At 54.3% G+C, this 26,998-nt stretch carries 25 protein-coding genes, 3 tRNA genes and 1 pseudogene; 23 read left to right on the top strand and 6 right to left on the bottom strand.

Annotated elements, in window-relative coordinates; all coding sequences use genetic code 11:
* Positions 1-32 precede the first annotated feature (32 nt).
* Positions 33-935: an HTH-type transcriptional activator IlvY gene (gene ilvY, locus KCR01S_RS16335; RefSeq protein WP_061283941.1), complete on the bottom strand. Its 903-nt coding sequence runs from the start codon at positions 933-935 to the stop codon at positions 33-35.
* Positions 936-1,086: 151 nt separating this feature from the next.
* Between ilvY and ilvC the strand changes: the two genes are divergently transcribed.
* Complete coding sequence (gene ilvC, locus KCR01S_RS16330) at positions 1,087-2,562, top strand: ketol-acid reductoisomerase (RefSeq protein ID WP_061283939.1); 1,476 nt, start codon at positions 1,087-1,089, stop codon at positions 2,560-2,562.
* Positions 2,563-2,615: 53 nt separating this feature from the next.
* Here ilvC and KCR01S_RS16325 read toward each other — a convergent pair whose 3' ends face one another.
* The gene (locus KCR01S_RS16325; RefSeq protein ID WP_072277170.1) at positions 2,616-3,230 is read right to left on the bottom strand and encodes a class I SAM-dependent methyltransferase; all 615 of its coding nucleotides are present in this window, start codon (positions 3,228-3,230) and stop codon (positions 2,616-2,618) included.
* Between the two features lie 181 nt (positions 3,231-3,411).
* Here KCR01S_RS16325 and KCR01S_RS16320 point away from each other — a divergent pair, with 181 nt between their 5' ends.
* Both KCR01S_RS16320 and KCR01S_RS16315 read left to right on the top strand, forming a co-directional pair.
* Positions 3,412-3,849, top strand: coding sequence for an RrF2 family transcriptional regulator (locus KCR01S_RS16320; protein ID WP_061283994.1), 438 nt, complete (start codon positions 3,412-3,414; stop codon positions 3,847-3,849).
* Entirely contained in the window at positions 3,849-4,214 is a 366-nt protein-coding gene (locus KCR01S_RS16315) for a hypothetical protein (protein WP_061283935.1), read from the top strand. Before KCR01S_RS16320 ends, KCR01S_RS16315 begins: the two co-directional genes overlap by 1 nt.
* 76 nt (positions 4,215-4,290) lie before the next feature.
* Here the strand turns inward: KCR01S_RS16315 and ppiC (KCR01S_RS16310) are convergent, their stop codons facing one another.
* Together ppiC (KCR01S_RS16310) and ppiC (KCR01S_RS16305) are read right to left on the bottom strand one after the other, a co-directional pair.
* A complete protein-coding gene (ppiC, locus tag KCR01S_RS16310; protein WP_052285532.1) occupies positions 4,291-4,572 on the bottom strand; it encodes a peptidylprolyl isomerase PpiC in 282 nt (93 codons plus the stop codon).
* Positions 4,573-4,622: 50 nt separating this feature from the next.
* The gene (gene ppiC, locus KCR01S_RS16305; protein WP_061283933.1) at positions 4,623-4,904 is read right to left on the bottom strand and encodes a peptidylprolyl isomerase PpiC; all 282 of its coding nucleotides are present in this window, start codon (positions 4,902-4,904) and stop codon (positions 4,623-4,625) included.
* A 114-nt stretch (positions 4,905-5,018) separates the two neighbouring features.
* Between ppiC (KCR01S_RS16305) and rep the strand changes: the two genes are divergently transcribed.
* A complete protein-coding gene (gene rep / locus KCR01S_RS16300) occupies positions 5,019-7,043 on the top strand; it encodes a DNA helicase Rep (RefSeq protein WP_061283931.1) in 2,025 nt (674 codons plus the stop codon).
* Between the two features lie 37 nt (positions 7,044-7,080).
* Here the strand turns inward: rep and gppA are convergent, their stop codons facing one another.
* Both gppA and rhlB read right to left on the bottom strand, forming a co-directional pair.
* Entirely contained in the window at positions 7,081-8,565 is a 1,485-nt protein-coding gene (gene gppA, locus KCR01S_RS16295; RefSeq protein ID WP_061283991.1) for a guanosine-5'-triphosphate,3'-diphosphate diphosphatase, read from the bottom strand.
* Between the two features lie 7 nt (positions 8,566-8,572).
* The gene (gene rhlB, locus KCR01S_RS16290) at positions 8,573-9,838 is read right to left on the bottom strand and encodes an ATP-dependent RNA helicase RhlB (protein WP_061283929.1); all 1,266 of its coding nucleotides are present in this window, start codon (positions 9,836-9,838) and stop codon (positions 8,573-8,575) included.
* Positions 9,839-9,981: 143 nt separating this feature from the next.
* On the opposite strand from rhlB, the gene trxA reads away from it, so the two are divergent.
* The 19 genes and pseudogenes from trxA (at position 9,982) to KCR01S_RS16200 (ending at position 26,957) form a co-directional block, all read left to right on the top strand.
* A complete protein-coding gene (gene trxA, locus KCR01S_RS16285; RefSeq protein ID WP_002883224.1) occupies positions 9,982-10,311 on the top strand; it encodes a thioredoxin TrxA in 330 nt (109 codons plus the stop codon).
* A gap of 137 nt (positions 10,312-10,448) precedes the next feature.
* A pseudogene (locus KCR01S_RS25665) lies at positions 10,449-10,553 on the top strand (hypothetical protein); the annotation flags it as partial.
* Positions 10,554-10,642: 89 nt separating this feature from the next.
* A complete protein-coding gene (rho, locus tag KCR01S_RS16280) occupies positions 10,643-11,902 on the top strand; it encodes a transcription termination factor Rho (protein WP_052285527.1) in 1,260 nt (419 codons plus the stop codon).
* Positions 11,903-12,142: 240 nt separating this feature from the next.
* Complete coding sequence (wecA, locus tag KCR01S_RS16275) at positions 12,143-13,246, top strand: UDP-N-acetylglucosamine--undecaprenyl-phosphate N-acetylglucosaminephosphotransferase (RefSeq protein ID WP_061283927.1); 1,104 nt, start codon at positions 12,143-12,145, stop codon at positions 13,244-13,246.
* A gap of 13 nt (positions 13,247-13,259) precedes the next feature.
* Complete coding sequence (gene wzzE / locus KCR01S_RS16270; RefSeq protein WP_061283925.1) at positions 13,260-14,303, top strand: ECA polysaccharide chain length modulation protein; 1,044 nt, start codon at positions 13,260-13,262, stop codon at positions 14,301-14,303.
* 56 nt (positions 14,304-14,359) lie between these two features.
* Complete coding sequence (wecB, locus tag KCR01S_RS16265) at positions 14,360-15,490, top strand: non-hydrolyzing UDP-N-acetylglucosamine 2-epimerase (protein ID WP_072277171.1); 1,131 nt, start codon at positions 14,360-14,362, stop codon at positions 15,488-15,490.
* Complete coding sequence (wecC, locus tag KCR01S_RS16260; protein WP_061283921.1) at positions 15,487-16,749, top strand: UDP-N-acetyl-D-mannosamine dehydrogenase; 1,263 nt, start codon at positions 15,487-15,489, stop codon at positions 16,747-16,749. The genes wecB and wecC overlap by 4 nt, the downstream gene beginning before the upstream one ends.
* On the top strand, positions 16,746-17,813 hold the full coding sequence (rffG, locus tag KCR01S_RS16255) for a dTDP-glucose 4,6-dehydratase (protein ID WP_061283918.1): 1,068 nt from the start codon (positions 16,746-16,748) through the stop codon (positions 17,811-17,813). The genes wecC and rffG overlap by 4 nt, the downstream gene beginning before the upstream one ends.
* A 21-nt stretch (positions 17,814-17,834) precedes the next feature.
* A complete protein-coding gene (rfbA, locus tag KCR01S_RS16250; protein ID WP_061283915.1) occupies positions 17,835-18,716 on the top strand; it encodes a glucose-1-phosphate thymidylyltransferase RfbA in 882 nt (293 codons plus the stop codon).
* Positions 18,694-19,368 (top strand): dTDP-4-amino-4,6-dideoxy-D-galactose acyltransferase, encoded by a 675-nt coding sequence (rffC, locus tag KCR01S_RS16245; RefSeq protein WP_061283913.1) that lies wholly within the window; start codon positions 18,694-18,696, stop codon positions 19,366-19,368. Before rfbA ends, rffC begins: the two co-directional genes overlap by 23 nt.
* Positions 19,369-19,372: 4 nt before the next feature.
* Positions 19,373-20,503, top strand: coding sequence for a dTDP-4-amino-4,6-dideoxygalactose transaminase (rffA, locus tag KCR01S_RS16240; RefSeq protein ID WP_061283910.1), 1,131 nt, complete (start codon positions 19,373-19,375; stop codon positions 20,501-20,503).
* Position 20,504: 1 nt separating this feature from the next.
* Entirely contained in the window at positions 20,505-21,755 is a 1,251-nt protein-coding gene (wzxE, locus tag KCR01S_RS16235; RefSeq protein ID WP_061283908.1) for a lipid III flippase WzxE, read from the top strand.
* The gene (locus tag KCR01S_RS16230) at positions 21,752-22,831 is read left to right on the top strand and encodes a TDP-N-acetylfucosamine:lipid II N-acetylfucosaminyltransferase (RefSeq protein ID WP_061283906.1); all 1,080 of its coding nucleotides are present in this window, start codon (positions 21,752-21,754) and stop codon (positions 22,829-22,831) included. The genes wzxE and KCR01S_RS16230 overlap by 4 nt, the downstream gene beginning before the upstream one ends.
* Positions 22,828-24,177, top strand: a complete 1,350-nt coding sequence (gene wzyE / locus KCR01S_RS16225) for an ECA oligosaccharide polymerase (RefSeq protein WP_061283903.1) — start codon at positions 22,828-22,830, stop codon at positions 24,175-24,177. Before KCR01S_RS16230 ends, wzyE begins: the two co-directional genes overlap by 4 nt.
* Before the next feature lies 1 nt (position 24,178).
* Positions 24,179-24,919 (top strand): lipopolysaccharide N-acetylmannosaminouronosyltransferase, encoded by a 741-nt coding sequence (gene wecG / locus KCR01S_RS16220; protein WP_061283901.1) that lies wholly within the window; start codon positions 24,179-24,181, stop codon positions 24,917-24,919.
* A 230-nt stretch (positions 24,920-25,149) separates the two neighbouring features.
* Complete coding sequence (thrP, locus tag KCR01S_RS16215) at positions 25,150-26,535, top strand: bifunctional threonine/serine APC transporter ThrP (RefSeq protein ID WP_061283899.1); 1,386 nt, start codon at positions 25,150-25,152, stop codon at positions 26,533-26,535.
* Positions 26,536-26,637: 102 nt separating this feature from the next.
* A tRNA-Arg gene (locus KCR01S_RS16210) sits at positions 26,638-26,714 on the top strand.
* Between the two features lie 57 nt (positions 26,715-26,771).
* A tRNA-His gene (locus KCR01S_RS16205) sits at positions 26,772-26,847 on the top strand.
* Positions 26,848-26,870: 23 nt separating this feature from the next.
* Positions 26,871-26,957 (top strand) — tRNA-Leu (locus KCR01S_RS16200).
* Positions 26,958-26,998 lie beyond the last annotated feature (41 nt).

Genomic DNA, 26,998 nt, shown 5'->3' with positions numbered 1-26,998 from the left:
AAAACGGCCCTCCGTGATGGGAGGGCGCAGGGCTAGTCGGTAATTTTGCGCTCCAGAACAATGCGCCAGAAGGCATCCACCAAGGGTTCGCTGAGCCGTTTTTTCTGTACGCAAACGCCGAGCTCAAACGGTGTTTTTTCGTCGCTGCGCTCCAGAATCATCACGCGGTTGCGCACCGGTTCGGGGCTGTTTTCCAGCACCACTTCCGGCAGCAGCGCCACGCCGCAGCCCAGCGCGACCATTGAAACCATCGCCTCATGGCCGCCAACGGTGGCGTAAATCGAGGGATTGCTGATTTTATGGCGGCGGAACCACAGCTCAATACGGCGGCGTACCGGGCCCTGATCGGCCATGATAAACGGCACTGCAGACCAGTCCGGATTATCGACCGAGACCTGGTTACGCACCGGGCAAGGAAGTGCTGGGGCAATCAGCACCACCGCCAGATTTTCCAGCATGGAGAATGCCACCGCGCCCGGCAGCGTTTCTGGCTTACCGGCAATGGCGAGGTCGGCTTCCCCTGTCACCACTTTATCCATCGCATCGGCGGCATCACCGGTGGTGAGTTTGATTTCCACCGACGGATGTTCGGCGCGGAAGCGATCGAGAATCGGCGGCAGATGGCTGTAGGCGGCGGTGACGGAGCAGAAAATATGTAGCTCCCCCGACAGCGATGGCCCCTGCTGGTCGAGGGTATGACGCAGTTGTTGATACTGCAGCAGCGTCTGCTGGGCGAAAACGCGCAGCTCTTCGCCGGCTTCGGTGAGGGTGACCGTTCGGTTATCACGCACAAACAGCGGCTGGCCGAGGTCTTCTTCCAGCCGCTGAATCTGCCGGGAAAGCGTGGAGGGGCTGACGTGCATTGCCCGGGCGCTACGGCCAAAATGACGGCTTTCCGCCAGATGCAGGAAGGTTTTGAGATCGCGTAAATCCACAGATCGTACTCCACGATTTTACGTTGCATAAATTGCAACATGACGTTGTGAATATATCAATTTCCGCAATAAATTTCCTGTCATATAGTGGGTTCATTCTCGCAAAAGCGAACCGAACAATAAGACACACAACATCACGGAGTACACCATCATGGCTAACTACTTTAATACACTGAACCTGCGCCAGCAGCTGGCACAGCTGGGTAAATGTCGCTTTATGGGCCGCGACGAATTCGCCGATGGCGCAAGCTACCTTCAGGGTAAAAAAGTGGTCATCGTCGGCTGTGGCGCTCAGGGTCTGAACCAGGGCCTGAACATGCGTGACTCCGGTCTGGATATCGCTTATGCCCTGCGTAACGAAGCGATTGCTGAAAAACGTGCTTCCTGGCGTAAAGCAACCGAGAACGGCTTCAAAGTCGGGACCTATGAAGAGCTGATCCCGCAGGCTGATCTCGTTGTTAACCTGACGCCGGACAAGCAGCACTCTGACGTGGTGCGTTCCGTACAGCCGCTGATGAAAGACGGCGCGGCGCTGGGTTATTCCCACGGTTTCAACATCGTTGAAGTGGGCGAGCAGATCCGTAAAGACATCACCGTTGTGATGGTGGCGCCGAAGTGCCCGGGCACCGAAGTGCGTGAAGAATACAAGCGTGGCTTCGGCGTGCCGACGCTTATCGCCGTTCACCCGGAAAACGATCCGAAAGGCGAAGGCATGGCGATTGCCAAAGCCTGGGCTGCAGCAACCGGCGGTCACCGCGCAGGTGTTCTGGAGTCTTCCTTCGTAGCAGAAGTGAAATCTGACCTGATGGGTGAGCAGACTATCCTGTGCGGTATGCTGCAGGCGGGCTCTCTGCTGTGCTTCGACAAGCTGGTGGAAGAAGGTACCGACCCGGCATACGCTGAGAAACTGATTCAGTTCGGCTGGGAAACCATCACCGAAGCGCTGAAGCAGGGCGGCATCACCCTGATGATGGACCGCCTGTCCAACCCGGCGAAACTGCGTGCTTATGCGCTGTCCGAGCAGTTGAAAGAGATCATGGCGCCGCTGTTCCAGAAACACATGGATGACATCATCTCCGGCGAATTCTCTTCCGGCATGATGGCTGACTGGGCCAACGACGATAAGAAACTGCTGACCTGGCGTGAAGAGACCGGTAAAACCGCGTTCGAAACGGCTGCGCAGTTTGACGGTAAAATCGGTGAGCAAGAGTACTTTGATAAAGGCGTTCTGATGATCGCGATGGTGAAAGCGGGCGTTGAGCTGGCGTTTGAAACCATGGTGGATTCCGGCATCATCGAAGAATCCGCTTACTACGAATCACTGCACGAACTGCCGCTGATTGCCAACACCATCGCCCGTAAGCGTCTGTACGAAATGAACGTGGTTATCTCTGATACCGCGGAATATGGTAACTACCTGTTCTCTTACGCTTGTGTGCCGCTGCTGAAAGAGTTCATGACCACGCTGCAGACCGGCGACTTGGGTAAAGCGATTGCCGAAGGCGCAGTAGACAACGCCCAGCTGCGTGATGTGAACGAAGCCATTCGCGGCCACGAGATCGAGAAAGTGGGTAAAAAACTGCGCGGCTACATGACCGATATGAAGCGTATCGCTGTCGCAGGCTAATTCAAGCTCGTTACCATCCGGCCCGGTCCGCATCTCGCGACCGGGCCGTTTTTTTATGCGCGTTTTAACGCGACCACCGCATCGGACACCTCATCCTGCTGTCCTTCCGGGCCGGTCATCACTCGTGATACCTCATCGCAGAATTGCACTTCCCAACCCTGCGGTAGTGGGCCTAACGACGCCAACACTTCGCTTGCTGGTAAGAACGGGCGAACGTGTTTAGACCAGTTGGGAACTTTGCCGTGTGACGTGATCAGCAGTAATCCTCCCGGCGCAAGGTGGCCAAACGCGGCGCGGAAAAGAGGTGCGCGATCGAATTCTAGCGGTGATTCGAGGAAAGAGGCGACAATCAGGTCGAACTCACCGGATGGGAAAGTCTGCGTGAGGTCGTGTCGTTCAAAGTTGATATTCACCCCTGAGCGCGAGGCGTTGGCGGCGGCATATTCAATTGCACGATATGAGAGGTCAACCGCCGTGACCTGCCAGCCCTGTTGTGCCAGCCATACTGCGTCATCACCCCGACCGCAGCCTAATTCCAGCGCTTTGCCCGGGATGAGCCCTTCGCTAAAGCGCACCACTATTTTTCCAGGGATCCCATTCGAGATTGGCGACATGGCGTCGTAATGTGATTCCCAAAATATTTCTGGTGTCTGTTCGATGTCGCGCATACCCACCCCGTTGTTTGTGAATAATCTCATGTAATATTTAAAGTAACATAAGATTGTTTTTCGTCAATGGCCTGAAGGGAAAAGATAAATAACGTTATTTATTAATACGTTGATTCTTTTTTCATTTTATTTTTGGGAAGACGATTGCCAGATTCTGAGTTTATGTAATATCGTAAGTTACATGAAAACAAACAACTCATTCTCCGCAACGCTGCATATTCTGCTGCACATGCAGCAGATGGATAAGCCTCTGACTTCGGAGCAGATGGCGGCCTTTATCGAAGGCAATCCAGCATTCATCCGCAAGCTGCTCGCTGGGCTGCGGGAAAACAACATCGTTTGTGCCACCAAAGGGCACCACGGCGGTTGGCGATTGTGCCGGCCCGTCGACGCAATCACGCTTTACGATATCTACATGGCTTTGGGTGAACCGGCGCTGTTTGCCCTCGGTAACCGTAGCGAAAATCCGCAGTGTCTGGTTGAGCAAGGGGTGAATCGGGTGATGTCGGCGACGCTCGCTGACGCACAAACGCTGATCCTCGATCGCTTTAAAAGCCTGACGCTGCACGATATCGGCAGCGAATTCATCAGTTACTTCAACGACAAAGGCCATGACTAATGATTGCTACCTTAACAACCTGTTTGATGATTGCCCTGGCGGCCAGCAGTATTTCGATGACGGTGACGCAAACTGAGCTGTTTGCCGCGTTCCGCGAATGGACGGCGAAGAAGAATGCGCTGATGGGCCATCTGTTCCAGTGTTTTTACTGTTTAAGTCACTGGGTGGTTTTTGCCGGGATGGCGGTGTATCGCCCGGCGCTGTTGAACAGCGGATTTGCGCTGATTGACTGGGTGATGACAGCGTTTATCACCATTACCCTCGCGACGCTGATTAGCGGCCTGATGTTTAAGGTATTCCAGGCCGCGATTCGCACGCATGTGATGAAGTACGAAGCCCAGCAGACGCTGCAGGCGCATAAATAAAAAAAAGCCTCTCATCAGCGAGAGGCTTTTATGTCAGACCATTCAGGCCGAAACGATGTCGGTCTGAAAGGACAAATTAGTTACGGTACAGGACCTTAATGATGTGGTAGCCGAACTGCGTGTGCAGCGGGCCGGTTGGTTCCAGCACTGGGCAGGAGAACACCACTTTATCGAATGCCGGTACCATCTGGCCCTGACGGAATTCGCCCAGGTGACCGCCTTTCTTACCTGATGGGCAGGTCGAGTGCTTTTTCGCCAGCTTCTCAAAATCGGCGCCGTTTTTAATCTGTTCCAGAAGATCCAGTGCCAGTTGTTCTTCTTTTACAAGGATATGCAGTGCTGCTGCTGTTTTAGCCATGATTATGCCTTCAAATGGGGGAGATATCAGGCTGGCGATTTTAGCACGGCTTATCGGCGATACAGCACTTTGATGATGTGGTAGCCGTATTTGGTTTTGACCGGCCCATAGGGTTTTAGCAGCGGGCAGCTAAACACGGCGGCATCGAACGGGCCGACCATGACGCCCTGTTTGAATTCGCCCAGATCGCCGCCGTTGCGGCCGGATGGGCAACGCGAATAGCGTTTGGCCAGATGATCGAAGCTGATCCCGCGTTCCAGCTTGCTGAGGATCTCAAGGGCCAGTTTCTCTTCTTTTACCAGAATATGCAGGGCTGCTGCGCTCTTTACCATGGGCTCATTCTCATCAACGGATAACTGCCCAACACTTTACCATTCGGCGGGTAAATCTCAGTCCGACTTTCTGCTACAATCCACCCCCCGTGTTTACAGATTGAGCAATACGTCATGCGTTTGAACCCCGGACAACAACAAGCCGTCGAATTCGTCACCGGACCCTGCCTGGTGCTGGCGGGTGCTGGATCCGGTAAGACCCGCGTTATCACCAATAAAATCGCACACCTGATCCACCAGTGTGGCTACCAGGCGCGGCATATCGCAGCAGTCACCTTTACCAACAAGGCGGCGCGCGAGATGAAAGAGCGTGTGTCGCAGACGTTGGGCCGCAAAGAGGCGCGCGGACTGATGATCTCGACGTTCCACACCCTGGGGCTGGATATCATCAAGCGCGAATATGCGGCGCTAGGGATGAAGTCAAACTTCTCATTGTTTGACGATACCGATCAGACCGCGCTGCTGAAAGATCTGACCGAAGGACTGATCGAAGACGATAAAGTGGTGTTCCAGCAGTTGATCTCGACGATCTCCAACTGGAAAAACGATCTGATGACGCCTGCGCAGGCGGCCGCCTGCGCGAAAGGTGAACGCGATCGTATTTTTGCCCACTGCTATGGTCTGTACGACGCGCATATGAAGGCCTGCAACGTGCTGGACTTCGATGATCTGATTTTGCTGCCAACGCTGCTGCTGCAGCGTAATGAAGAGGTGCGCGAGCGCTGGCAGAATAAAATTCGCTACCTGCTGGTGGATGAATATCAGGATACCAACACCAGCCAGTATGAACTGGTTAAGCTTCTGGTGGGACAACGCGCCCGTTTTACCGTGGTGGGTGATGACGATCAGTCTATCTACTCCTGGCGCGGTGCGCGTCCGCAAAACCTGGTACTGTTAAGCAAAGATTTCCCGGCGCTGCAGGTGATTAAGCTCGAGCAGAACTATCGCTCTTCTGAGCGCATCCTGAAGGCGGCGAACATTTTGATCGCCAATAACCCGCACGTGTTCGAAAAGCGTCTGTTCTCTGAGCTGGGCTACGGCAAGGAGCTCAAAGTGCTGAGCGCCAACAACGAAGAGCATGAAGCGGAGCGTGTGACCGGTGAGCTTATCGCCCATCACTTTGTGAATAAGACGGAATATAAGGATTACGCGATTCTTTATCGCGGTAACCACCAGTCGCGGGTGTTCGAAAAGTTCCTGATGCAAAACCGCATCCCGTACAAAATTTCCGGTGGTACCTCGTTCTTCTCGCGTCCAGAGATTAAAGACCTGCTGGCGTATTTGCGCGTGTTGAGCAATCCGGATGATGACAGCGCCTTCCTGCGCATCGTGAATACCCCAAAACGTGAGATTGGCTCGGCGACGCTGCAAAAGCTCGGCGAATGGGCGATGACCCGTAACAAGAGTCTGTTTACCGCCAGTTTTGATATGGGGCTAAATCAAACGTTGACCGGACGTGGCTATGAGTCGCTGACGCGTTTTACCCACTGGCTGGGTGAAGTTCAGCGTCTGGCCGAGCGTGAGCCGATTGCCGCGGTGCGCGATCTGATCCACGGCATCGACTACGAATCCTGGCTGTTTGAAACCTCGCCAAGTCCGAAAGCGGCCGAAATGCGGATGAAAAACGTCAACACGCTGTTTGGTTGGATGACGGAAATGCTGGAAGGCAGCGAGCTGGAAGAGCCAATGACGCTCACTCAAGTGGTGACTCGCTTTACGCTGCGCGACATGATGGAACGCGGCGAAAGTGAGGAGGATATGGATCAGGTACAGCTCATGACCCTCCATGCGTCCAAAGGGCTGGAGTTCCCGTACGTCTTTCTGGTTGGGATGGAAGAGGGGCTGCTGCCGCACCAGAGCAGCATCGATGAAGATAACGTTGATGAAGAGCGCCGTCTGGCCTACGTTGGGATCACCCGTGCGCAGAAGGAGCTCATCTTCACGCTGTGCAAAGAACGCCGTCAATACGGTGAGTTGGTGCGTCCGGAGCCAAGCCGTTTCCTGCTGGAACTACCGCAGGATGACCTGGTTTGGGAACAGGAACGGAAAGTGGTGAGCGCTGAAGAACGGATGCAGAAAGGGCAGAGTCATCTGGCGAATCTGAAAGCGATGATGGCGGCGAAGAAAGCGAAATCATAGGCCGGATACGCTAATGCTATCCGGCAATGATGAATAGCTAGCGCACTTCTAAGGGCCAGTGGACATAGCTTTGCCACTGGCTTTCTTGATCAATCGTCTCTTTACCCAGCGGATGCTGTTCCAGCCATCCTTTCGGCAGCGTGAGCGTCAGACTTTCCTCTTTGACCTGCAGCGTCATTTCTGGCACCAGATCGTCACGGCGACGACTGGCGAAGATAATGGCCAGGCGCAACAGACGGCAAAGATGCTCGGCCGCGCGCGGAGGCACGGCATTTTGCTGGTGGAGCGATGACAGGTCGACAGGGTTTGTCTGGTTGAGCAATAACGTCGCCAGCAGCTTCTTTTGCGCAGGGGTATAGCCCGGCAAATCGAGATTACGCACCAGATAGGCGGCGTGCTGCGGTGCCTGTTTAAAATCAACGCTCAGACCGATTTCGTGTAAAGCGCAGGCGCTTAACAGCAGCTCGCGACTCAAGGGTTCCAGATCCCAACTCTCACCCACCTGGTCGACAAACTGAGAGGCCAACTGTGCGACGCGGTTGGCCTGTTCGGTATCGACCATAAAGCGACGCTGAATATTGCGCAGCGTGCGGCTACGAATGTCTTCATCCACCGCCAGATGCAGCATGCCGTAGACCAGGCCTTCGCGCAGTGCGCCGCCGGCCAGGGTCATACACTGGATATTTAGCTCAGTGAAAATGGCGATAAGGATCGCCAGCCCGCTTGGGAAGACCAGCGCGCGTTCCAGCGTCAGCCCTTCAATTTCCAGCTCTTCCAGACGCCCGCATTGGATAGCGCGCTGTTTAAGCTGCTGAAGTTTAGCGAGGGTGATGCGTTCATCCATCCCCTGCGCCATCATGATCTCTTGTAACGCCTGAACCGTGCCTGAAGCCCCGACGCAGACTTTCCAGCCATGCTGGCGCAGTTCGTCGGCAACCGGTTTGAGCACTTCTCGCGCGGCGCGTTCGGCTTCGTCGAAGTGTTCCTGCGCCAGATTGCGGTCAGTAAAGTAGCGTTCGAGCCACGAGACGCAGCCCATCGACAGGCTAAACAGGGAGGTGGTTTGTGCGCCGGTACCGGTCACCAATTCGGTGCTGGCACCGCCGATATCCACCACTAAACGGCGATCGTCGCCGCCGGTTGTGTGCGCAACACCCTGATAAATCAGACGCGCTTCTTCTTCGCCTCGGATAACCTGCACCGGGCAGCCAAGAATTTGCTGGGCTTTGGCGATAAAGACATCGGCATTAACGGCAAGACGCAGCGTTGCGGTAGCAACAATACGAATTTGGGTCGGGGGAATATCTTGTAAACGTTCGGCGAACAGGCGCAGGCACTGCCATCCACGTTCCATGGCTTCAGCTGACAGCATGTTGTCACGGTTGAGTCCGCCAGCCAGACGCACTTTGCGCTTTATGCGCGTGAGCGTCTGGATACTTCCCGCCACCTCGCGAACAAGCAGCATATGAAAACTATTAGAACCGAGATCGATAGCTGCATAGAGCGAGGTGGAAGTGAGCATAACGTTTTTAACCTGAACGACGACGGTTACGTGGTGCGCCAGAACGACGCGGACCATTGCCTTGACGAACGCGCGTCAGACGTAATGGTTTCGGCAGATCGGTTAACAGCGCGTCCGGATTGTACTTACTGACCGGAATAGAGTGACCGGTGTAGGTTTCAATCGCCGGCAGATTCAGCGCGTACTCTTCACAGGCAAGGCTGATGGAGTGTCCATTGGCGCCTGCACGACCGGTACGGCCGATACGGTGCACGTAGTCTTCACAGTCGTCTGGCAGGTCGTAGTTAAAGACGTGCGTCACGGCTGGAATGTGCAGGCCGCGTGCAGCAACGTCAGTGGCCACCAGAATGTCGATATCACCGCTGGTAAAATCTTCCAGGATACGCAGGCGTTTTTTCTGCGCAACGTCGCCGGTCAGCAGACCGACGCGATGGCCATCAGCCGCCAGGTGGCCCCAGATGTCTTCACAACGATGTTTGGTGTTGGCGAAGATAATCGCGCGATCCGGCCACTCTTCTTCCAGCAGCGTTTGCAGTAAACGCATTTTCTCTTCGTTGGAAGGGTAGAACAGCTCTTCTTTAATGCGGTGACCCGTTTTCTGCTCCGGCTCGACTTCCACATACTCGGCGTTGTTCATTTGTTCGAACGCCAGTTCGCGGACGCGGTAGGACAGCGTTGCGGAGAACAGCATATTCAGACGCTGGTTGGTCGGCGGCATGCGACGGAATAGCCAACGGATATCTTTAATAAAGCCCAGATCGTACATGCGATCGGCTTCGTCCAGGACCACCACCTGAATCGCGCCCAGGTTGATGTGGTTCTGTTTTGCATAATCAATAAGACGACCCGTGGTGCCGATCAGAATATCGACGCCGCTCTCCAGCACTTTCAGCTGTTTGTCATAGCCATCACCGCCGTAGGCCAGACCCAGTTTCAGGCCAGTCGCCTGAGCCAAAGGCTCTGCGTCGGCGTGAATCTGTACGGCCAGCTCACGGGTTGGCGCCATAATTAAGGCGCGCGGTTGGTTCACCTGGCGGTCTGCACTCGCCGGGTGAGAAAGAAGATAATGAAACGTGGACGTCAGGAACGCCATCGTTTTCCCGGTACCGGTTTGCGCCTGTCCCGCGACGTCACGTCCAGCAAGCGTCAGCGGCAAAGCCAGCGCCTGAATGGGTGTGCAATTATAAAACCCTTTAGTTTCAAGGGCTTCAACCACTTTAGGGTGCAGGGCGAAGTCGGAAAACTTCTGTTCTGTTAAATGTGTTTTGCTCATAGTGTGGTAGAATATCAGCTTACTATTGCATTAAGAAAGCGTATCCGGTGAAATAACGTCAACCTTTGTTGGCGAAGTCAACATCAACACCTCGTTGGTTAATGCTACACCAACACACCAGGCTTATTCCTGTGGAGTTAAATATGAGCGATAAAATTATTCACCTGACTGACGACAGTTTTGACACGGACGTACTCAAAGCTGACGGGCTGACACTCGTCGATTTCTGGGCAGAGTGGTGCGGTCCGTGCAAAATGATCGCCCCGATTCTGGATGAAATCGCCGAGGAGTATCAGGGTAAACTGACCGTTGCTAAACTGAACATCGATCAGAACCCAGGCACTGCCCCTAAGTATGGCATCCGCGGTATTCCTACGCTGCTGCTGTTCAAAAACGGCGAAGTTGCAGCAACCAAAGTTGGCGCGCTGTCTAAAGGCCAACTGAAAGAGTTCCTCGACGCGAACCTGGCGTAAGAAATTCGGTTTGGGCGTCCAGTGTTCTTAAATTAAGCAGAACTCTGGACGCCCGGCTTCAGTCGTGCTAAGTTATTTTTGACTTCGTTTTAAACATACCTTGTTTGAATCTTGTTTTATCCAAACCTCCCGTTGCGATGTATGACGTCAGAGGTGGAAAAATTCCAGGTTTGTCACTCTTTCCGTCTTGTCGTTTCAGTTCTGCGTACTCTCCTGTGACCAGACAGCGAACAGACATGAGTGATGGCCGTAAACAGGCACGGATGACCCTGCCATACCATTCACAACATTAAGTTCGAGATTTCCCCCAAGTTTAAGAACTCACACCATTATGAATCTTACCGAATTAAAGAATACGCCGGTTTCTGAGCTGATTACTCTCGGCGAAAATATGGGTCTGGAAAACCAGGCACGTATGCGCAAGCAGGACATTATTTTTGCCATCCTGAAGCAGCACGCAAAGAGTGGCGAAGATATCTTTGGTGACGGTGTACTGGAGATATTGCAGGATGGATTTGGTTTCCTCCGCTCTGGAGACAGCTCCTACCTCGCCGGTCCCGATGATATCTACGTTTCCCCTAGCCAAATCCGCCGTTTCAATCTCCGCACTGGTGACACCATTTCGGGTAAGATCCGTCCGCCGAAAGAGGGTGAGCGTTACTTTGCGCTGTTGAAAGTTAACGAAGTTAACTACGACAAGCCGGAAAACTCGCGCAACAAGATCCTGTTTGAGAACTTAACCCCGCTGCACGCAAACTCTCGTCTGCGTATGGAACGTGGTAACGGTTCTACCGAAGATTTAACCGCTCGCGTTCTGGATCTGGCATCGCCAATTGGCCGCGGCCAGCGTGGCCTGATTGTAGCGCCGCCGAAAGCCGGTAAAACCATGCTGCTGCAGAACATTGCGCAGAGCATTGCGTATAACCACCCAGACTGCGTACTGATGGTTCTGCTGATTGACGAACGTCCGGAAGAAGTGACCGAGATGCAGCGTCTGGTTAAAGGCGAAGTCATTGCTTCCACCTTTGACGAACCGGCATCCCGTCACGTTCAGGTCGCTGAAATGGTTATCGAGAAGGCGAAACGTCTGGTTGAACACAAGAAAGACGTTATCATTCTGCTCGACTCCATCACCCGTCTGGCTCGCGCCTACAACACCGTCGTACCTGCTTCCGGTAAAGTACTGACCGGTGGTGTTGACGCTAACGCCCTGCATCGTCCGAAGCGTTTCTTCGGTGCAGCACGTAACGTGGAAGAGGGCGGCAGCCTGACGATTATTGCTACCGCGTTGGTGGATACCGGCTCTAAAATGGATGAAGTTATCTACGAAGAGTTTAAAGGTACTGGCAACATGGAACTGCATCTCTCTCGTAAGATTGCTGAAAAACGCGTCTTCCCGGCTATCGACTACAACCGTTCCGGTACCCGTAAAGAAGAGCTGCTTACTACTCAGGAAGAGCTGCAGAAAATGTGGATCCTGCGCAAAATCATCCACCCTATGGGTGAGATTGATGCGATGGAATTCCTCATCAATAAGCTGGCAATGACCAAAACTAACGACGATTTCTTCGACATGATGAAACGCTCGTAAAATCCGGTTTTTGCCGACGAACGCCACACTTTTGTGTGGCGTTTTTGTTTTTAGGAGTTTAGGTGATACGGCTCCGCATTTTTTTCACGGACAATTACGGTTTACAGCTACAATAAGAGTTAGTTTGTAAAATCGGTTATAAATCAGGCGAGTTTCCCCAATAATCATCAGGCTTCCTCTTCTGATAAACCATTATCGTGGGTATACTTTCGCTATTAATATTCGCAGCGAGTATAAATTGTGAGTTTACTGACCGTCGGTACTGACTTGATCAGTATTTTTTTATTCACCACCGTATTCCTTTTTTTCGCCCGTAAAGCGGCTAAAAAGGTCGGTTTGGTGGATAGACCTAATTACCGTAAACGTCACCAGGGGCTTATTCCACTAGTGGGTGGCATCTCGGTCTATGCCGGGATCTGCTTCACTTTTGCGATCGCAGATTACTACATTCCTCACGCTTCCCTTTACCTTGCCTGTGCAGGTGCCTTGGTGCTCGTTGGGGCTCTTGATGACCGCTATGACGTTAGCGTGAAAATCCGCGCAACCATTCAGGCCCTGATTGGTATCGTGATGATGACGGCAGGCAATTTATATTTACGTAGCCTGGGTTATATCTTCGGTTCGTGGGAACTGGTGCTTGGGCCGTTTGGCTTCTTCCTCACTCTGTTTGCCGTCTGGGCGATGATTAACGCTTTCAATATGGTCGATGGTATTGATGGCCTGCTCGGCGGTTTGTCGAGCGTCAGCTTTGGCGCGATTGGCCTGATCCTGTGGTTTGATGGGCAAGTCAGTCTTGCTATATGGTGCTTCGCGATGATCGCCGCCATTCTGCCTTATATTATGTTGAACCTTGGCGTGCTGGGCCGTCGCTATAAAGTCTTCATGGGCGATGCGGGCAGCACGCTGATTGGCTTTACGGTCATCTGGATCCTGCTGGAAACCACCCAGGGGACACATCATCCTATCAGCCCGGTCACGGCGCTGTGGATTGTCGCGATTCCGTTGATGGATATGGTCGCTATCATGTATCGCCGTCTGCGTAAGGGCATGAGCCCGTTCTCCGCAGACCGTCAACACATTCACCATCTGATTATGCGTGCAGGCTTTACGTCTCGTCAGGCGCTGGTCCTGATTACCCTTGCCGCAGCGCTGCTGGCCGGAATCGGAGTCCTGGCCGAGTACACGCGCGTTGTGCCTGAATGGGTCATGCTGTTACTGTTCTTCGTGGCTTTTGGCCTCTATGGCTACTGCATCAAGCGGGCCTGGAAAGTAGCGCGTTTCATTAAACGCATGAAGCGCAGAATGCGTCGGAACAGTGAAAATCATCCAAAATTAACCAAGTAAAACTGGGGTAGTAATGACACAACCATTACCGGAAGCACAGTTGGCAAGTGCTGAGAATGAACTGGATATTCGTGGCCTGTTTCGCGCGTTGTGGTCGGGGAAACATTGGATTATCGGCTTTGCGGTGCTGTTTGCCGTTATCGTGCTGATTTATACTTTTTTTGCCCGGCAAGAGTGGAGCACAACGGCTATCACTGACCGCCCGACTGTGAATATGCTTGGCGGTTACTATTCGCAGCAGCAGTTTCTGCGCAATCTGGATGTGAAGGTCAACCCAACCACTGCCACACCGCCTTCGGTGATGGATGAAGTTTACAAAGAGTTCGTGATGCAGCTCGCCTCGTGGGACACCCGCCGCGATTTCTGGTCGCAGACGGACTACTACAAGCAGCGGATGGTGGGTAACTCCCGCGCCGACGCTGCGCAGCTTGATGATCTGATTAACGACATTCAATTTATTCCGGGCGATGCACAAAAAAGCGTCAGTGACAGCGTGAAGCTGAACGCAGAAACCGCGCAGGACGCCAACAATCTATTACGTCAGTATGTTGCCTTTGCCAGTCAGCGGGCCGCAGGTCATCTGAATGATGAGCTGAAGGGCGCATGGGCCGCGCGCACTATTCAGGTTAAAGCGCAGGTGAAGCGTCAGGAAGAGGTTGCGCAGGCGATTTTTAATCGTCGTATGCACAGCATTGAAGCGGCGCTGAAGATTGCACAGCAGCACAATATTAACCGCAGCGTGACGGATATCCCGGCCGATGAGTTACCGGATTCGGAGCTCTCGTTATTAGGCCGTCCTATGCTGCAGGCTCGTCTGGAAAACCTGCAGGCGGTAGGGCCGACGTTTGACCTTGATTATGATCAGGGTAGGGCTATGCTGACGACCCTGAATGTAGGGCCGACGTTGGCCACCAGTTTTCAGACATATCGGTATTTGCGGACACCTGAGGAACCGGTAAAACGCACGAGCCCACGTCGCGTATTCCTGATGGTCATGTGGGGCATTGTCGGTGCATTGGTGGGTGCTGGGGTGGCACTGGCGCGCCGTCGCACGTAAATACCCATCAATGATGAAGGGCGATGGGCCTGTTTCATCTAAAGAAGAGAATCGATGTGAAAGTACTGACTGTATTTGGCACACGACCAGAAGCTATCAAAATGGCACCTCTGGTTCATGCGCTTGCAAAGGATCCTCATTTCGAGGCGAAAGTATGCGTTACCGCGCAGCATAGGGAAATGCTTGATCAGGTGCTAAACCTCTTCTCCATCGTTCCGGATTATGACCTTAACATCATGAGTCCAGGGCAGGGTTTAACGGAAATCACCTGCCGTATTTTGCAGGGACTGAAGCCCGTTCTGGAGTCTTTCAAACCGGACGTTGTGTTAGTGCATGGCGACACGACGACCACGGCCGCGGCAAGCCTGGCCGCTTTTTACCAACGTATTCCGGTGGGACATGTTGAAGCGGGCCTGCGCACCGGCGATCTCTACTCGCCGTGGCCGGAAGAAGCTAACCGTACGCTAACTGGCCACCTGGCGATGTACCACTTCGCGCCGACCGAAAACTCACGGCAGAATCTGCTGCGTGAGAATCTGCCGGATAGCCGTATTTTTGTCACCGGTAATACCGTCATTGACGCCCTATTCTGGGTGCGCGATCGGGTAATGAATGATGAAGCGCTGCGCACGGAATTATCAGAGCGTTACCCGTTCCTGAGTAACGATAAAAAGATGATCCTCGTGACCGGACATCGCCGTGAGAGTTTCGGCCAGGGCTTTGAAAAAATCTGCCATGCGCTGGCGGAAATCGCTGCGACTAACCCGGATGTACAAATTGTCTATCCAGTGCATCTGAATCCAAACGTCAGTGAACCTGTTAATCGTATTCTGGGCCATATCGATAACGTTATGCTCATCGACCCGCAGGATTACCTGCCGTTTGTCTGGTTGATGAACCACGCCTGGCTGATACTGACCGACTCGGGTGGCATTCAGGAAGAGGCTCCGGCGCTGGGCAAACCGGTACTGGTGATGCGTGAAACCACCGAGCGTCCGGAAGCGGTTGATGCCGGAACGGTACGCCTGGTTGGAACGGATAGCCGACGTATTGTGGATGAAGTTACGCGCCTGCTGCGCGATGAAGATGAATATCAAAGGATGAGCCGGGCGCATAACCCTTACGGGAATGGCCGGGCATGCGAACGTATTTTACTAGCATTAAAAAATAATCAGGTATTGTTATGAGCTTCTCAACCCTCTCGGTGATCGGTCTAGGCTATATTGGCCTTCCTACTGCGGCTGCCTTTGCCTCACGGCAAAAGACTGTCGTGGGTGTCGATGTTAATCAGCACGCGGTGGATACCATCAACCGCGGTGAAATTCATATTGTCGAACCCGATCTCGACAGAGTGGTGAAAACGGCGGTTGCTGCCGGCTATCTGCGTGCGACCACTACGCCGGAAGCCGCAGACGCTTACCTGATTGCCGTGCCGACGCCGTTTAAAGGCGACCACGAGCCTGACATGGTTTACGTTGAGGCCGCTGCGCGCTCTATTGCGCCGGTGCTGAAAAAAGGGGCGCTGGTGATCCTGGAATCCACCTCTCCCGTCGGTGCAACCGAGCAGATGGCCGGTTGGCTTGCAAAGATGCGCCCAGACCTGACATTCCCTCAGCAGGTGGGCGAGCAGGCGGATATCAACATCGCCTACTGCCCGGAGCGCGTGCTGCCGGGGCAGGTTATGGTAGAACTGATTAAGAATGACCGTGTCATTGGTGGCATGACGCCGGTATGCTCCGCGCGGGCCAGCGAACTGTACAAAATTTTCCTTGAAGGCGAATGCGTGGTGACGAATGCCCGTACCGCTGAAATGTGCAAGCTGACCGAAAACAGCTTCCGCGATGTGAATATCGCCTTTGCCAACGAACTGTCGCTGATCTGCGCTGACCAAGGGATTAACGTCTGGGAGCTGATTCGCCTGGCGAACCGCCATCCGCGCGTTAACATTCTTCAGCCGGGACCGGGCGTTGGCGGCCACTGTATCGCCGTTGACCCTTGGTTTATCGTGGCGCAGAATCCAGAGCAGTCTCGTCTTATCCGCACCGCGCGGGAAGTCAACGATCATAAACCGTTCTGGGTTATCGACAAGGTGAAGGCCAACGTCGCTGACTGCCTGGCCGCCAGCAACAAGCGCGCCAGCGAGCTGAAAATTGCCTGCTTTGGCCTGGCGTTTAAACCAAATATTGATGACCTGCGTGAAAGCCCGGCCATGGAAATTGCCGAACTGATTGCCCAATGGCACAGCGGTCAAACGCTGGTGGTCGAACCGAATATTCATCAGTTACCGAAAAAACTCGACGGACTGTGTTCGCTGGTATCCGTCGACGCGGCGCTGGCTAGCGCCGATGTCATTGTCATGCTGGTGGATCACGCCCAGTTTAAAGCGATTGGCGGTGAGACCATCGCCCAACAGTATGTGGTCGATACTAAAGGAGTCTGGCGTTGAAACGTATTCTGGTTACCGGCGGCGCGGGCTTTATTGGCTCAGCGGTAGTGCGCCATATTATCAACCACACGTCGGACAGCGTGGTGGTGGTCGACAAACTCACCTACGCAGGCAACCTGGCTTCGTTGACGCCGGTGGCGCATGATGAGCGCTTTGCCTTTGAACAGGTCGATATCTGCGATCGCAGCGAACTGAATCGGGTATTCACTCACTACCGCCCGGATGTGGTAATGCACCTGGCGGCGGAAAGCCATGTCGACCGTTCAATTGATGGCCCGGCGGCCTTCATTGAGACCAACATTGTGGGAACCTATACGCTGCTGGAGGCCGCTCGCGGCTTCTGGTCGGCGCTTGAAGACAGTGCCAAAGCGGCGTTCCGCTTCCATCATATTTCAACTGATGAGGTGTATGGCGACCTGCACTCGATGGATGATTTCTTTACTGAAACCACTCCGTATGCCCCAAGCAGCCCATACTCAGCATCCAAAGCCAGCAGTGACCACCTGGTACGCGCCTGGCTGCGCACCTATGGTCTGCCGACCCTTATCACCAACTGCTCAAATAACTACGGTCCATATCACTTCCCGGAAAAACTGATCCCGCTGACCATTCTCAACGCGCTGGCGGGCAAACCGCTGCCGGTATACGGCAACGGCCAGCAGATCCGCGACTGGCTGTACGTTGACGATCACGCACGAGCGCTGTATCTGGTGGCAACTAAAGGCGCAATTGGCGAGACCTACAATATTGGCGGCCACAACGAGCGTAAAAATATCGACGTCGTCGAGACAATTTGCGCGCTGCTGGAAGAGCTGGTGCCACAGAAGCCGCAGGGCATCGTGCGCTATCACGACCTGATTACCTTTGTTGCCGACCGTCCTGGTCACGATCTGCGTTACGCCATTGATGCGGCAAAAATTGCCCGCGACCTGGGCTGGACGCCGGAAGAGACCTTTGAAAGCGGAATGCGTAAAACGGTGCAGTGGTATCTTGCCAATGAAAGCTGGTGGAAGCAGGTGCAGGATGGTAGCTATCAGGGCGAACGCCTGGGTCTGAAGGGCTAAACTCCCGGAGGAGGAAAAGCAATGAAAGGCATTATTCTGGCTGGCGGATCGGGCTCGCGTCTGCATCCGATCACCCGCGGCGTGTCGAAACAGCTGCTGCCAATTTATGACAAGCCGATGATTTATTACCCGCTATCGGTGCTAATGCTGGCGGGAATTCGCGACATCCTGATTATTACCACTCCGGAAGATAAAAGTAGCTTCCAGCGTCTGCTGGGCGACGGCAGCGAGTTTGGCATTTCGCTACAGTACGCTGAGCAGCCGAGCCCTGATGGGCTGGCGCAGGCGTTTATCATCGGTGAGTCGTTTCTCAACGGCGAGCCGTCTTGCCTGGTGCTGGGCGATAATATTTTCTTCGGCCAGGGCTTTAGCCCAAAACTGCGCCATGTGGCATCACGGACCGAAGGGGCGACGGTATTTGGCTATCAGGTGATGGATCCTGAACGCTTTGGCGTGGTGGAGTTTGACGATAATTTCCATGCGCTGTCGCTGGAAGAGAAACCCAAACAGCCAAAATCCAACTGGGCGGTAACCGGTCTCTATTTCTATGATGGCGATGTTGTAGAGTACGCCAAGCGCGTGAAGCCCTCGGAGCGCGGTGAGCTGGAAATTACCTCCCTCAACCAGATGTATCTCGACGATGGCAAGCTGACCGTTGAGCTGTTAGGGCGCGGTTTTGCCTGGCTGGATACCGGCACCCATGACAGTTTGATTGAAGCGAGTATGTTTGTGCAGACGGTGGAAAAACGGCAGGGCTTTAAAATTGCCTGTCTGGAAGAAATTGCCTGGCGCAACGGCTGGCTGGATGACGATGGCGTGAAGCGCGCTGCCGCGCAGCTGTCGAAAACCGGCTATGGCCAATACCTGCTGGAGCTTCTTCGTGCTCGTCCGCGCCAATATTGATCCCCTGACGTGGGAAAACCAGTTTTTTAACGTCAATAGCGCGATTGTCCGCCTGGACGATGATGCGCTGCCGCTGACCGTCGAGCGATTGGCGGGCTGGTCGCGAGTGCAGGTGAAGATTGCCGCACATCAAATGGCAGAGCTTGATGCACTCCAGCAGCTGGGTTTTCAGCTCGTTGAAGGGGAGATCGATCTCGCGCTGCCGGTTACATCCGTTGCCCGTACACAGGCACAGGTGGCGGTAGAGTCGGATATCCCTGAGCTGCGCCAACTGGCCGCTCAGGCATTTGCCTTAAGCCGTTTTCGCGCACCGTGGTATGCCCCGGACGCTAGCGGCCGTTTCTATGCACAGTGGATCGAGAATGCGGTTAAAGGCACCTTCGATAATCAGTGCCTGATTCTGCGCGATGATCGGCAGGCGATTCGCGCTTTTATTTCCCTACGAGAATTGAACGCTCACGACGCGCGTATTGGCCTGCTGGCCGGGCGCGGCGCGGGTGCAGAACTGATGCAGGCGGCGGTGCGCTGGGCGCATACCCGCGGCCTGTCGACGCTACGGGTGGCGACGCAAGCCGGCAATACCGCAGCACTTCAACGCTATATTCACAGCGGCGCTAACGTGGTCAGCACCGCTTACTGGCTCTACAGGTGACATCATGATCCCATTTAATGCCCCACCGGTCGTGGGTACTGAACTCGATTACATGCAATCCGCGATGGGCAGCGGCAAACTGTGCGGCGACGGCGGCTTTACCCGCCGCTGCCAGCAATGGATGGAACAACGCTTCGGTAGCGCGAAAGTTCTACTGACGCCTTCCTGCACGGCATCGCTGGAGATGGCGGCCATTCTGCTGGATATCCAGCCGGGTGACGAAGTGATTATGCCAAGCTATACCTTCGTCTCTACCGCCAACGCCTTCGTGCTGCGCGGCGCGAAGATTGTGTTTGTCGATGTCCACAAAGGGACGATGAATATCGATGAAACGCAGATTGAAGCGGCGATCACCGATAAAACTCGCGCAATTGTGCCGGTGCACTACGCGGGCGTGGCCTGTGAGATGGATACCATCATGGCGCTGGCGAAGAAATACAACCTGTTCGTGGTAGAAGATGCCGCGCAGGGCGTGATGTCGACCTACAAAGGCCGTGCGCTGGGCTCGATTGGGCATATTGGCTGCTTTAGTTTCCATGAAACCAAAAATTATACCGCCGGCGGTGAAGGTGGCGCCACGCTGATTAACGATCGTGCGCTGGTTGAGCGGGCGGAAATTATCCGTGAAAAGGGCACTAACCGTAGCCAGTTCTTCCGTGGACTGGTGGACAAATACACCTGGCGCGATATTGGCTCCAGCTACCTGATGTCCGATCTGCAGGCGGCTTATCTGTGGGCACAGCTGGAAGCGGCGGAACGCATCAATAAACAGCGTCTGTCGCTGTGGCAGAGCTACTATGATGCCCTGCTGCCGCTGGCAAACGCCGGACGCATCGACCTGCCGGTGATCCCGGAAGGCTGCGGGCACAACGCGCATATGTTTTACATTAAACTGCGCGATGTTGAAGACCGGAGCGCCCTGATTAGCTGGCTGAAAGAGGCCGAAATTTTGGCAGTGTTCCACTATATCCCGCTGCATTCTTGCCCAGCAGGCGAGAAGTTTGGCGAATTCCGCGGCGAAGATCGTCACACTACTAAAGAAAGTGAGCGTTTACTTCGTCTGCCGCTGTTCTACAATTTATCGACGGTCGATCAGCGTACGGTTATCAATACGCTGTTGAGCTACTTCGCCTGATATGTCACTGGCTAAAGCTTCAGTGTGGACCGCCGCGTCCACGCTGGTAAAAATTGGCGTTGGGCTGCTGGTGGTTAAACTGCTGGCCGTCTCTTTTGGCCCCTCGGGCGTCGGCCAGGCGGGAAACTTCCGCCAGTTGGTGACGGTACTCGGTGTTTTGGCCGGGGCAGGTATCTTTAACGGAGTAACCAAGCTGGTTGCTCAGCACCACGACGACCCCGCGCATCTGCGTCAGGTTGTGGGCACCTCTTCGGCGATGGTGTTGGGTTTCTCGACGCTGCTGGCAGCGATTTTCCTGCTGGCGGCTGCCCCAATCAGCCAGGGGCTGTTTGGTCATACCCATTATCAGGGGCTGGTGCGTTTGGTGGCGCTGGTGCAAATGGGGATCGCCTGGGCGAACCTGCTGCTGGCGCTGATGAAAGGTTTCCGCGATGCGGCAGGCAATGCGCTGTCGCTGATTGCCGGTAGCTTGATTGGCGTGGTGGCCTATTACGCCTGTTACCTACTGGGCGGCTATGAAGGTGCGCTGCTTGGGCTGGCCTTAGTCCCCGCGCTGATTGTGATCCCGGCTGCGGTGATGCTTTCCCGCCGCGGCATGATCCCGTGGGCGTACCTGAAGCCGCGCTGGGATGCGGCGCTGGCGAGCCAGCTTGGCAAGTTCACGCTGATGGCGCTTATCACCTCTGTCACCATGCCGGTGGCTTACGTGATGATGCGAAATCTGATGGCCGCACACTACAGTTGGGATGAGGTGGGGATTTGGCAGGGCGTGAGCAGTATTTCCGACGCCTACCTACAGTTTATCACCGCCTCGTTTAGCGTCTATTTGCTGCCAACGCTGTCGCGGCTGACGGCGAAGCAGGATGTTTCCCGTGAGATTGGCCGCTCGCTGAAGTTTGTATTGCCAGCAGTAGCCGCCGCTAGCTTGACCGTCTGGCTGCTGCGCGACTTTGCTATCTGGCTGCTGTTTTCAGCGAAATTTACCGCCATGCGCGACCTGTTTGCTTGGCAGTTGGTGGGCGATGTACTGAAAGTAGGCGCTTACGTATTTGGTTATTTAGTGATTGCCAGAGCGTCGCTGCGTTTTTATATTCTGGCCGAGTTGAGCCAGTTTACGCTGCTGACGGCGTTTTCTCACTGGCTGATCCCGGCGCACGGCGCACTGGGCGCAGCGCAGGCCTATATGGCAACCTATATTGTTTATTTCACGCTGTGCTGCGGCGTTTTTTTCATTTGGCGTAAACGGCAATGACCGAACTGATACACATCCTGGGATCGGATATCCCTCATCATAACCAGACGGTGCTGCGGTTTTTTGCCGATGAGCTTGCCGTAGAGCATGCGCACGCCCGTCAGTTTATGGTGGTGAGCAAAGAAGACGGCCTGGCGGCAGCGTTTCCTGCGCTGGCAATTGACCGCTATACGGATAAATCGGCGCTGGCGAAAGCTGTCGTCACCAGGGCGAAAGCAAATCGCCAGCAGCGCTTCTTCTTCCACGGTCAGTTTAATACCGGGATTTGGCTGGCTCTGCTCAGCGGCGGCCTGAAACCTGCACAGGTGAGCTGGCATATCTGGGGCGCCGATCTGTATGAAGTTTCGCGAGGCCTCAAGTTCCGTCTGTTTTACCCGCTACGCCGTATGGCGCAAGGGCGCGTCGGGCGTGTGTTTGCCACTCGCGGCGATCTCAATTATTTTGCCGCCCTGCATCGTCAGGTGCCGGGCGAGCTGCTCTATTTTCCAACGCGCATGGATCCCGCGCTGAATGGGTTGGCGGATACCGCGCCGCGCGACGGTAAGCTAACCATCCTGGTGGGCAACTCCGGCGATCGCAGCAACGAACACGTCGCCGCGCTGAAGGCGGTACATCAGCAGTTTGGTAATACGGTCAATGTTATCGTCCCGATGGGGTATCCAGCGAATAATGACGCCTATATTGCTGAGGTCAGTCGTGCTGCACAGGCCCTATTCAGCGACGATAATGTGCAAATCCTGCGAGAAAAAATGGAGTTTGATGCCTATCTTGCATTATTGCGCCGCTGCGATCTGGGCTATTTTATTTTTGCCCGCCAGCAGGGGATTGGCACGCTCTGTTTATTGATTCAGGCGGGGATACCCTGTGTCCTGAATCGGCACAATCCGTTCTGGCAGGACATGGCCGAACAGCATATCCCGGTTCTGTTTACCGATGATGAACTGACCGTTCCGGTGGTACGTGAAGCGCAGCGACAGTTGGCGCTGGTCGATAAAAACGATATCGCCTTTTTCAAACCTAATTATCTGGTGCCATGGTATCGGGCGCTGGAACTGGCGGCGGGAGAGGCGGTATGAGCGAGATGCAATTTACCGGACTGTTCGTCGTCTGGCTGTTGTCGACGCTGTTCATCGGCACCTTAACGTGGTTTGAATTCCGCCGCGTGCGCTTTAACTTCAACGTTTTCTTCTCGCTGCTGTTTTTGCTGACCTTCTTCTTTGGTTTCCCGCTGACTTGCACGCTGGTCTTTCGCTTTGGCGTCGGCGTGTCGCCGCCGGATGTGTTGCTGCAAACGTTGCTGATCTCGGTCTGCTTCTACGCGGTGTACTACGTGACTTATAAAACCCGGTTACGCCCGGCGACCGCCAGCGCGCCGCGCCGTCCGCTGTTCACCATGAACCGGGTTGAAACGCACATTACCTGGATCCTGTTGATGGGCCTGGCGCTGTTTACCGTCGGCACCTTCTTCCTGCATAACGGTTTCCTGCTGTTTAAGCTGCATTCGTATAGCCAGATTTTCTCCAGCGAAGTGTCCGGAGTCGCACTGAAGCGCTTCTTCTACTTCTTTATTCCGGCCATGCTGGTGGTCTATTTCTTAAAGCCCAACTGGAAGGCGTGGATAGGTTTCCTGATTGCCACCGTCGCATTTGGTTTGCTGACCTACGCCATCGTTGGCGGTACGCGTGCGAATATCATTATTGCCTTCGCCATCTTCTTGTTTATCGGCATCATTCGCGGTTGGATTTCGCTGTGGATGCTGGTAGCAGCTGGCGTGATGGGGATTGTGGGCATGTTCTGGCTTGCGCTGAAGCGCTACGGTATGGATGTGAGCGGTGATGAAGCGTTTTATACCTTCCTTTATCTGACCCGCGATACCTTCTCGCCGTGGGAAAACCTGGCGCTGCTGCTGCAAAACTACGACAAGATTGAGTTCCAGGGGCTGGCACCGATGGTGCGCGACTTCTACGTCTTTATTCCCAGCTGGCTGTGGCCTTCGCGGCCAAGTATTGTGCTGAATACCGCCAACTATTTTACCTGGGAAGTCCTGAACAACCATTCTGGTCTGGCTATTTCTCCGACGCTGATTGGCTCGCTGGTCGTCATGGGCGGTATGTGGTTTGTGCCACTCGGTGCCGTCGCAGTAGGGCTGATTATTAAGTGGTTTGACTGGCTGTATATGCTGGGCAATCAAGAACCCAACCGCTATAAATCAGCGATTTTGCACAGTTTTTGTTTTGGCGCGATCTTTAACATGATTGTGTTAGCCCGCGAGGGGCTGGATTCCTTTGGCTCTCGCGTGGTCTTCTTTATGGTTATCTTTGGGGTCTGCTTGCTGGTGGCAAAATTGTTGTACTGGTTGTTTGAAAGTGCGGGGCTGATACATCAGCGGCTAAAACGCCCTACGCACGTAGGAGAAGTTTAACATGGCTGATTCACTGACCGCGCCAACCTACACTTTGCGTGGCCTACAGCTGATTGGCTGGCGCAACATGCAGCATGCGCTGGACTACCTGTACGCGGGCGGCAATCTCAAGCAGGGGACGCTGGTGGCGATTAACGCTGAGAAGATGCTGACGCTGGAAGACAATACCGAGGTCAGAACGCTGATTAACGCGGCAGAATTTAAATATGCCGACGGCATTAGCGTGGTGCGTTCGGTACGCAAAAAATACCCTGAGGCTAACGTTGCACGCGTGGCGGGAGCCGATTTGTGGGAAGCGCTGATGGCGCGGGCCGGCGCGGAAGGCACACCGGTATTTCTGATTGGCGGCAAGCCTGAAGTACTGGCCGAGACGGCTGCGAAACTGCGCCAGCAGTGGAACGTGAACCTGGTGGGGACGCAGGATGGCTATTTTACGGCGGATGAACGTCCCGCGCTGTTCGAGCGCATCCGCGACAGTGGGGCAAAAATTGTCACCGTCGCGATGGGCTCGCCAAAGCAAGAGATTCTGATGCGCGACTGCCGACAGATCCACCCTGATGCACTGTATATGGGCGTAGGCGGCACTTATGATGTCTTCACCGGGCATGTTAAGCGCGCGCCGAAAGTGTGGCAAAACCTGGGGCTCGAGTGGTTGTATCGTCTGCTTTCTCAGCCAAGCCGCATTACGCGCCAACTGCGCCTGCTGCGCTATTTACGCTGGCATTACACCAATAACCTCTGAATATCCTGCGCATTAGCCTGAATGTATCGCGCATTTTCTGCGTGATACATCCACATGTCCGATACTTTATTCCTCATTTATATTTGCCATTTATTCGAAATTGTTAAACCATTCGCATGCCCTGATGACTTATCCGTATTTTTACGGAGAGGTCCACATCCGACAGACATCTATTTTTCTATAAAAATAAAACCGGCAATGACCGGGAATACGCAAACACAAGAGGATTTATGGCAGAGAAAAAACCGGAGCTCCAGCGCGGTCTGGAAGCCCGACATATCGAACTAATTGCCCTTGGCGGCACCATCGGCGTTGGCCTGTTTATGGGGTCGGCAAGTACCCTGAAATGGGCCGGACCGTCGGTGCTGCTGGCCTATATCCTGGCGGGCATTTTTGTCTTCTTCATTATGCGTTCGATGGGCGAAATGCTCTTCATCGAACCGGTGACGGGGTCGTTCGCCGTCTACGCGCACCGTTATATGAGTCCGTTTTTCGGCTACCTCACCGCCTGGTCATACTGGTTTATGTGGATGGCGGTAGGCATCTCCGAAATCACCGCCATCGGAGTCTACGTTCAGTTCTGGTTCCCGGAAATGGCACAGTGGATACCCGCGTTGATTGCCGTTGGGCTGGTCGCGCTGGCGAACCTGGCCGCGGTACGTCTGTATGGTGAAATCGAATTCTGGTTCGCCATGATTAAAGTCACCACGATTATCGTGATGATTGTCATCGGCCTTGGGGTGATCTTCTTCGGCTTTGGCAACGGCGGCACATCGATTGGTTTTAGTAATTTGACCGAACATGGCGGCTTCTTTGCCGGCGGCTGGAAGGGCTTCCTGACGGCGCTGTGTATTGTTGTGGCATCCTATCAGGGCGTAGAGCTTATCGGTATGACCGCCGGTGAGGCAAAGAATCCACAAGTCACGCTGCGTAGCGCGGTCGGTAAAGTGCTGTGGCGTATCCTGATTTTTTATGTGGGGGCGATTTTCGTTATCGTCACTATCTTCCCGTGGAATGAGATTGGCACGAACGGCAGCCCATTTGTTCTTACCTTTGCCAAAATCGGTATCACCGCCGCGGCAGGAATTATCAACTTTGTGGTGCTGACGGCGGCGCTTTCTGGCTGTAACAGCGGCATGTACAGCTGCGGGCGTATGCTCTATGCGCTGGCGAAAAACCGTCAGCTTCCGGCAGCGATGGCCAAAGTGACGAAAAGCGGTGTACCGGCGGCAGGGGTCAGCGTATCGATTGTGATCCTGTTGATTGGCTCGTGCCTGAACTACATCATTCCGAATCCGCAGCGCGTGTTTGTCTATGTCTATAGCGCGAGCGTATTGCCGGGCATGGTGCCGTGGTTTGTTATCCTGATTAGCCAACTGCGTTTCCGTCGTGCGCATAAAGAAGCGATTGCCAGCCATCCGTTCCGCTCAATTTTGTTCCCATGGGCCAACTATGTGACCATGGCGTTCCTGGTATGCGTGTTGGTGGGGATGGGTTTCAATGACGATACCCGTATGTCGTTGTTTGTGGGTGCGCTCTTTTTAGCCATCGTGACGGTAGTCTATAAGGTCTTTGGCATGAGCCAGGGCCCAGAAGTGCGAAAAGTGCAGAAATAAGCGACAAAACGCGCAAAGCATGAGCAAACGATAATTTTCTTTAAAAAGGCACTAGACAGCGGGGTAGGAAGTCCGTAATATCCGACCCCGCAACGGCGCTAAGCGCCCGTAGCTCAGCTGGATAGAGCGCTGCCCTCCGGAGGCAGAGGTCTCAGGTTCGAATCCTGTCGGGCGCACCATTAACCCGGTGCTGGAGCTGCGGTGGTTTTGATAACCGCGTAGGTAGATTTGCAGTGGTGGCTATAGCTCAGTTGGTAGAGCCCTGGATTGTGATTCCAGTTGTCGTGGGTTCGAATCCCATTAGCCACCCCATTATTTGATAGAGTTGTGAACATGCGATGGTGGCGGAATTGGTAGACGCGCTAGCTTCAGGTGTTAGTGTTCTTACGGACGTGAGGGTTCAAGTCCCTCCCTTCGCACCACGACTTTAACGAATTGAACGAAAGTTCGCAGCAGTAACAGA

Source organism: Kluyvera cryocrescens NBRC 102467 (genome assembly GCF_001571285.1).
Taxonomy (GTDB): Bacteria; Pseudomonadota; Gammaproteobacteria; order Enterobacterales; family Enterobacteriaceae; genus Kluyvera; species Kluyvera cryocrescens.
This window is presented reverse-complemented; position numbering and strand designations above follow the sequence as displayed.

What these genes read in the sequence shown, in the direction of transcription:
- ilvC (WP_061283939.1), top strand. Translation starts at nt 1,087, where the DNA reads ATGGCTAACTACTTTAATACACTGAACCTGCGCCAGCAGCTGGCACAG.
- KCR01S_RS16325 (WP_072277170.1), bottom strand. Translation starts at nt 3,230, where the DNA reads ATGCGCGACATCGAACAGACACCAGAAATATTTTGGGAATCACATTAC.
- KCR01S_RS16320 (WP_061283994.1), top strand. Translation starts at nt 3,412, where the DNA reads ATGAAAACAAACAACTCATTCTCCGCAACGCTGCATATTCTGCTGCAC.
- KCR01S_RS16315 (WP_061283935.1), top strand. Translation starts at nt 3,849, where the DNA reads ATGATTGCTACCTTAACAACCTGTTTGATGATTGCCCTGGCGGCCAGC.
- ppiC (WP_052285532.1), bottom strand. Translation starts at nt 4,572, where the DNA reads ATGGCTAAAACAGCAGCAGCACTGCATATCCTTGTAAAAGAAGAACAA.
- ppiC (WP_061283933.1), bottom strand. Translation starts at nt 4,904, where the DNA reads ATGGTAAAGAGCGCAGCAGCCCTGCATATTCTGGTAAAAGAAGAGAAA.
- rep (WP_061283931.1), top strand. Translation starts at nt 5,019, where the DNA reads ATGCGTTTGAACCCCGGACAACAACAAGCCGTCGAATTCGTCACCGGA.
- gppA (WP_061283991.1), bottom strand. Translation starts at nt 8,565, where the DNA reads ATGCTCACTTCCACCTCGCTCTATGCAGCTATCGATCTCGGTTCTAAT.
- rhlB (WP_061283929.1), bottom strand. Translation starts at nt 9,838, where the DNA reads ATGAGCAAAACACATTTAACAGAACAGAAGTTTTCCGACTTCGCCCTG.
- trxA (WP_002883224.1), top strand. Translation starts at nt 9,982, where the DNA reads ATGAGCGATAAAATTATTCACCTGACTGACGACAGTTTTGACACGGAC.
- rho (WP_052285527.1), top strand. Translation starts at nt 10,643, where the DNA reads ATGAATCTTACCGAATTAAAGAATACGCCGGTTTCTGAGCTGATTACT.
- wzzE (WP_061283925.1), top strand. Translation starts at nt 13,260, where the DNA reads ATGACACAACCATTACCGGAAGCACAGTTGGCAAGTGCTGAGAATGAA.
- wecC (WP_061283921.1), top strand. Translation starts at nt 15,487, where the DNA reads ATGAGCTTCTCAACCCTCTCGGTGATCGGTCTAGGCTATATTGGCCTT.
- rfbA (WP_061283915.1), top strand. Translation starts at nt 17,835, where the DNA reads ATGAAAGGCATTATTCTGGCTGGCGGATCGGGCTCGCGTCTGCATCCG.
- rffA (WP_061283910.1), top strand. Translation starts at nt 19,373, where the DNA reads ATGATCCCATTTAATGCCCCACCGGTCGTGGGTACTGAACTCGATTAC.
- wzxE (WP_061283908.1), top strand. Translation starts at nt 20,505, where the DNA reads ATGTCACTGGCTAAAGCTTCAGTGTGGACCGCCGCGTCCACGCTGGTA.
- KCR01S_RS16230 (WP_061283906.1), top strand. Translation starts at nt 21,752, where the DNA reads ATGACCGAACTGATACACATCCTGGGATCGGATATCCCTCATCATAAC.
- wzyE (WP_061283903.1), top strand. Translation starts at nt 22,828, where the DNA reads ATGAGCGAGATGCAATTTACCGGACTGTTCGTCGTCTGGCTGTTGTCG.
- wecG (WP_061283901.1), top strand. Translation starts at nt 24,179, where the DNA reads ATGGCTGATTCACTGACCGCGCCAACCTACACTTTGCGTGGCCTACAG.
- thrP (WP_061283899.1), top strand. Translation starts at nt 25,150, where the DNA reads ATGGCAGAGAAAAAACCGGAGCTCCAGCGCGGTCTGGAAGCCCGACAT.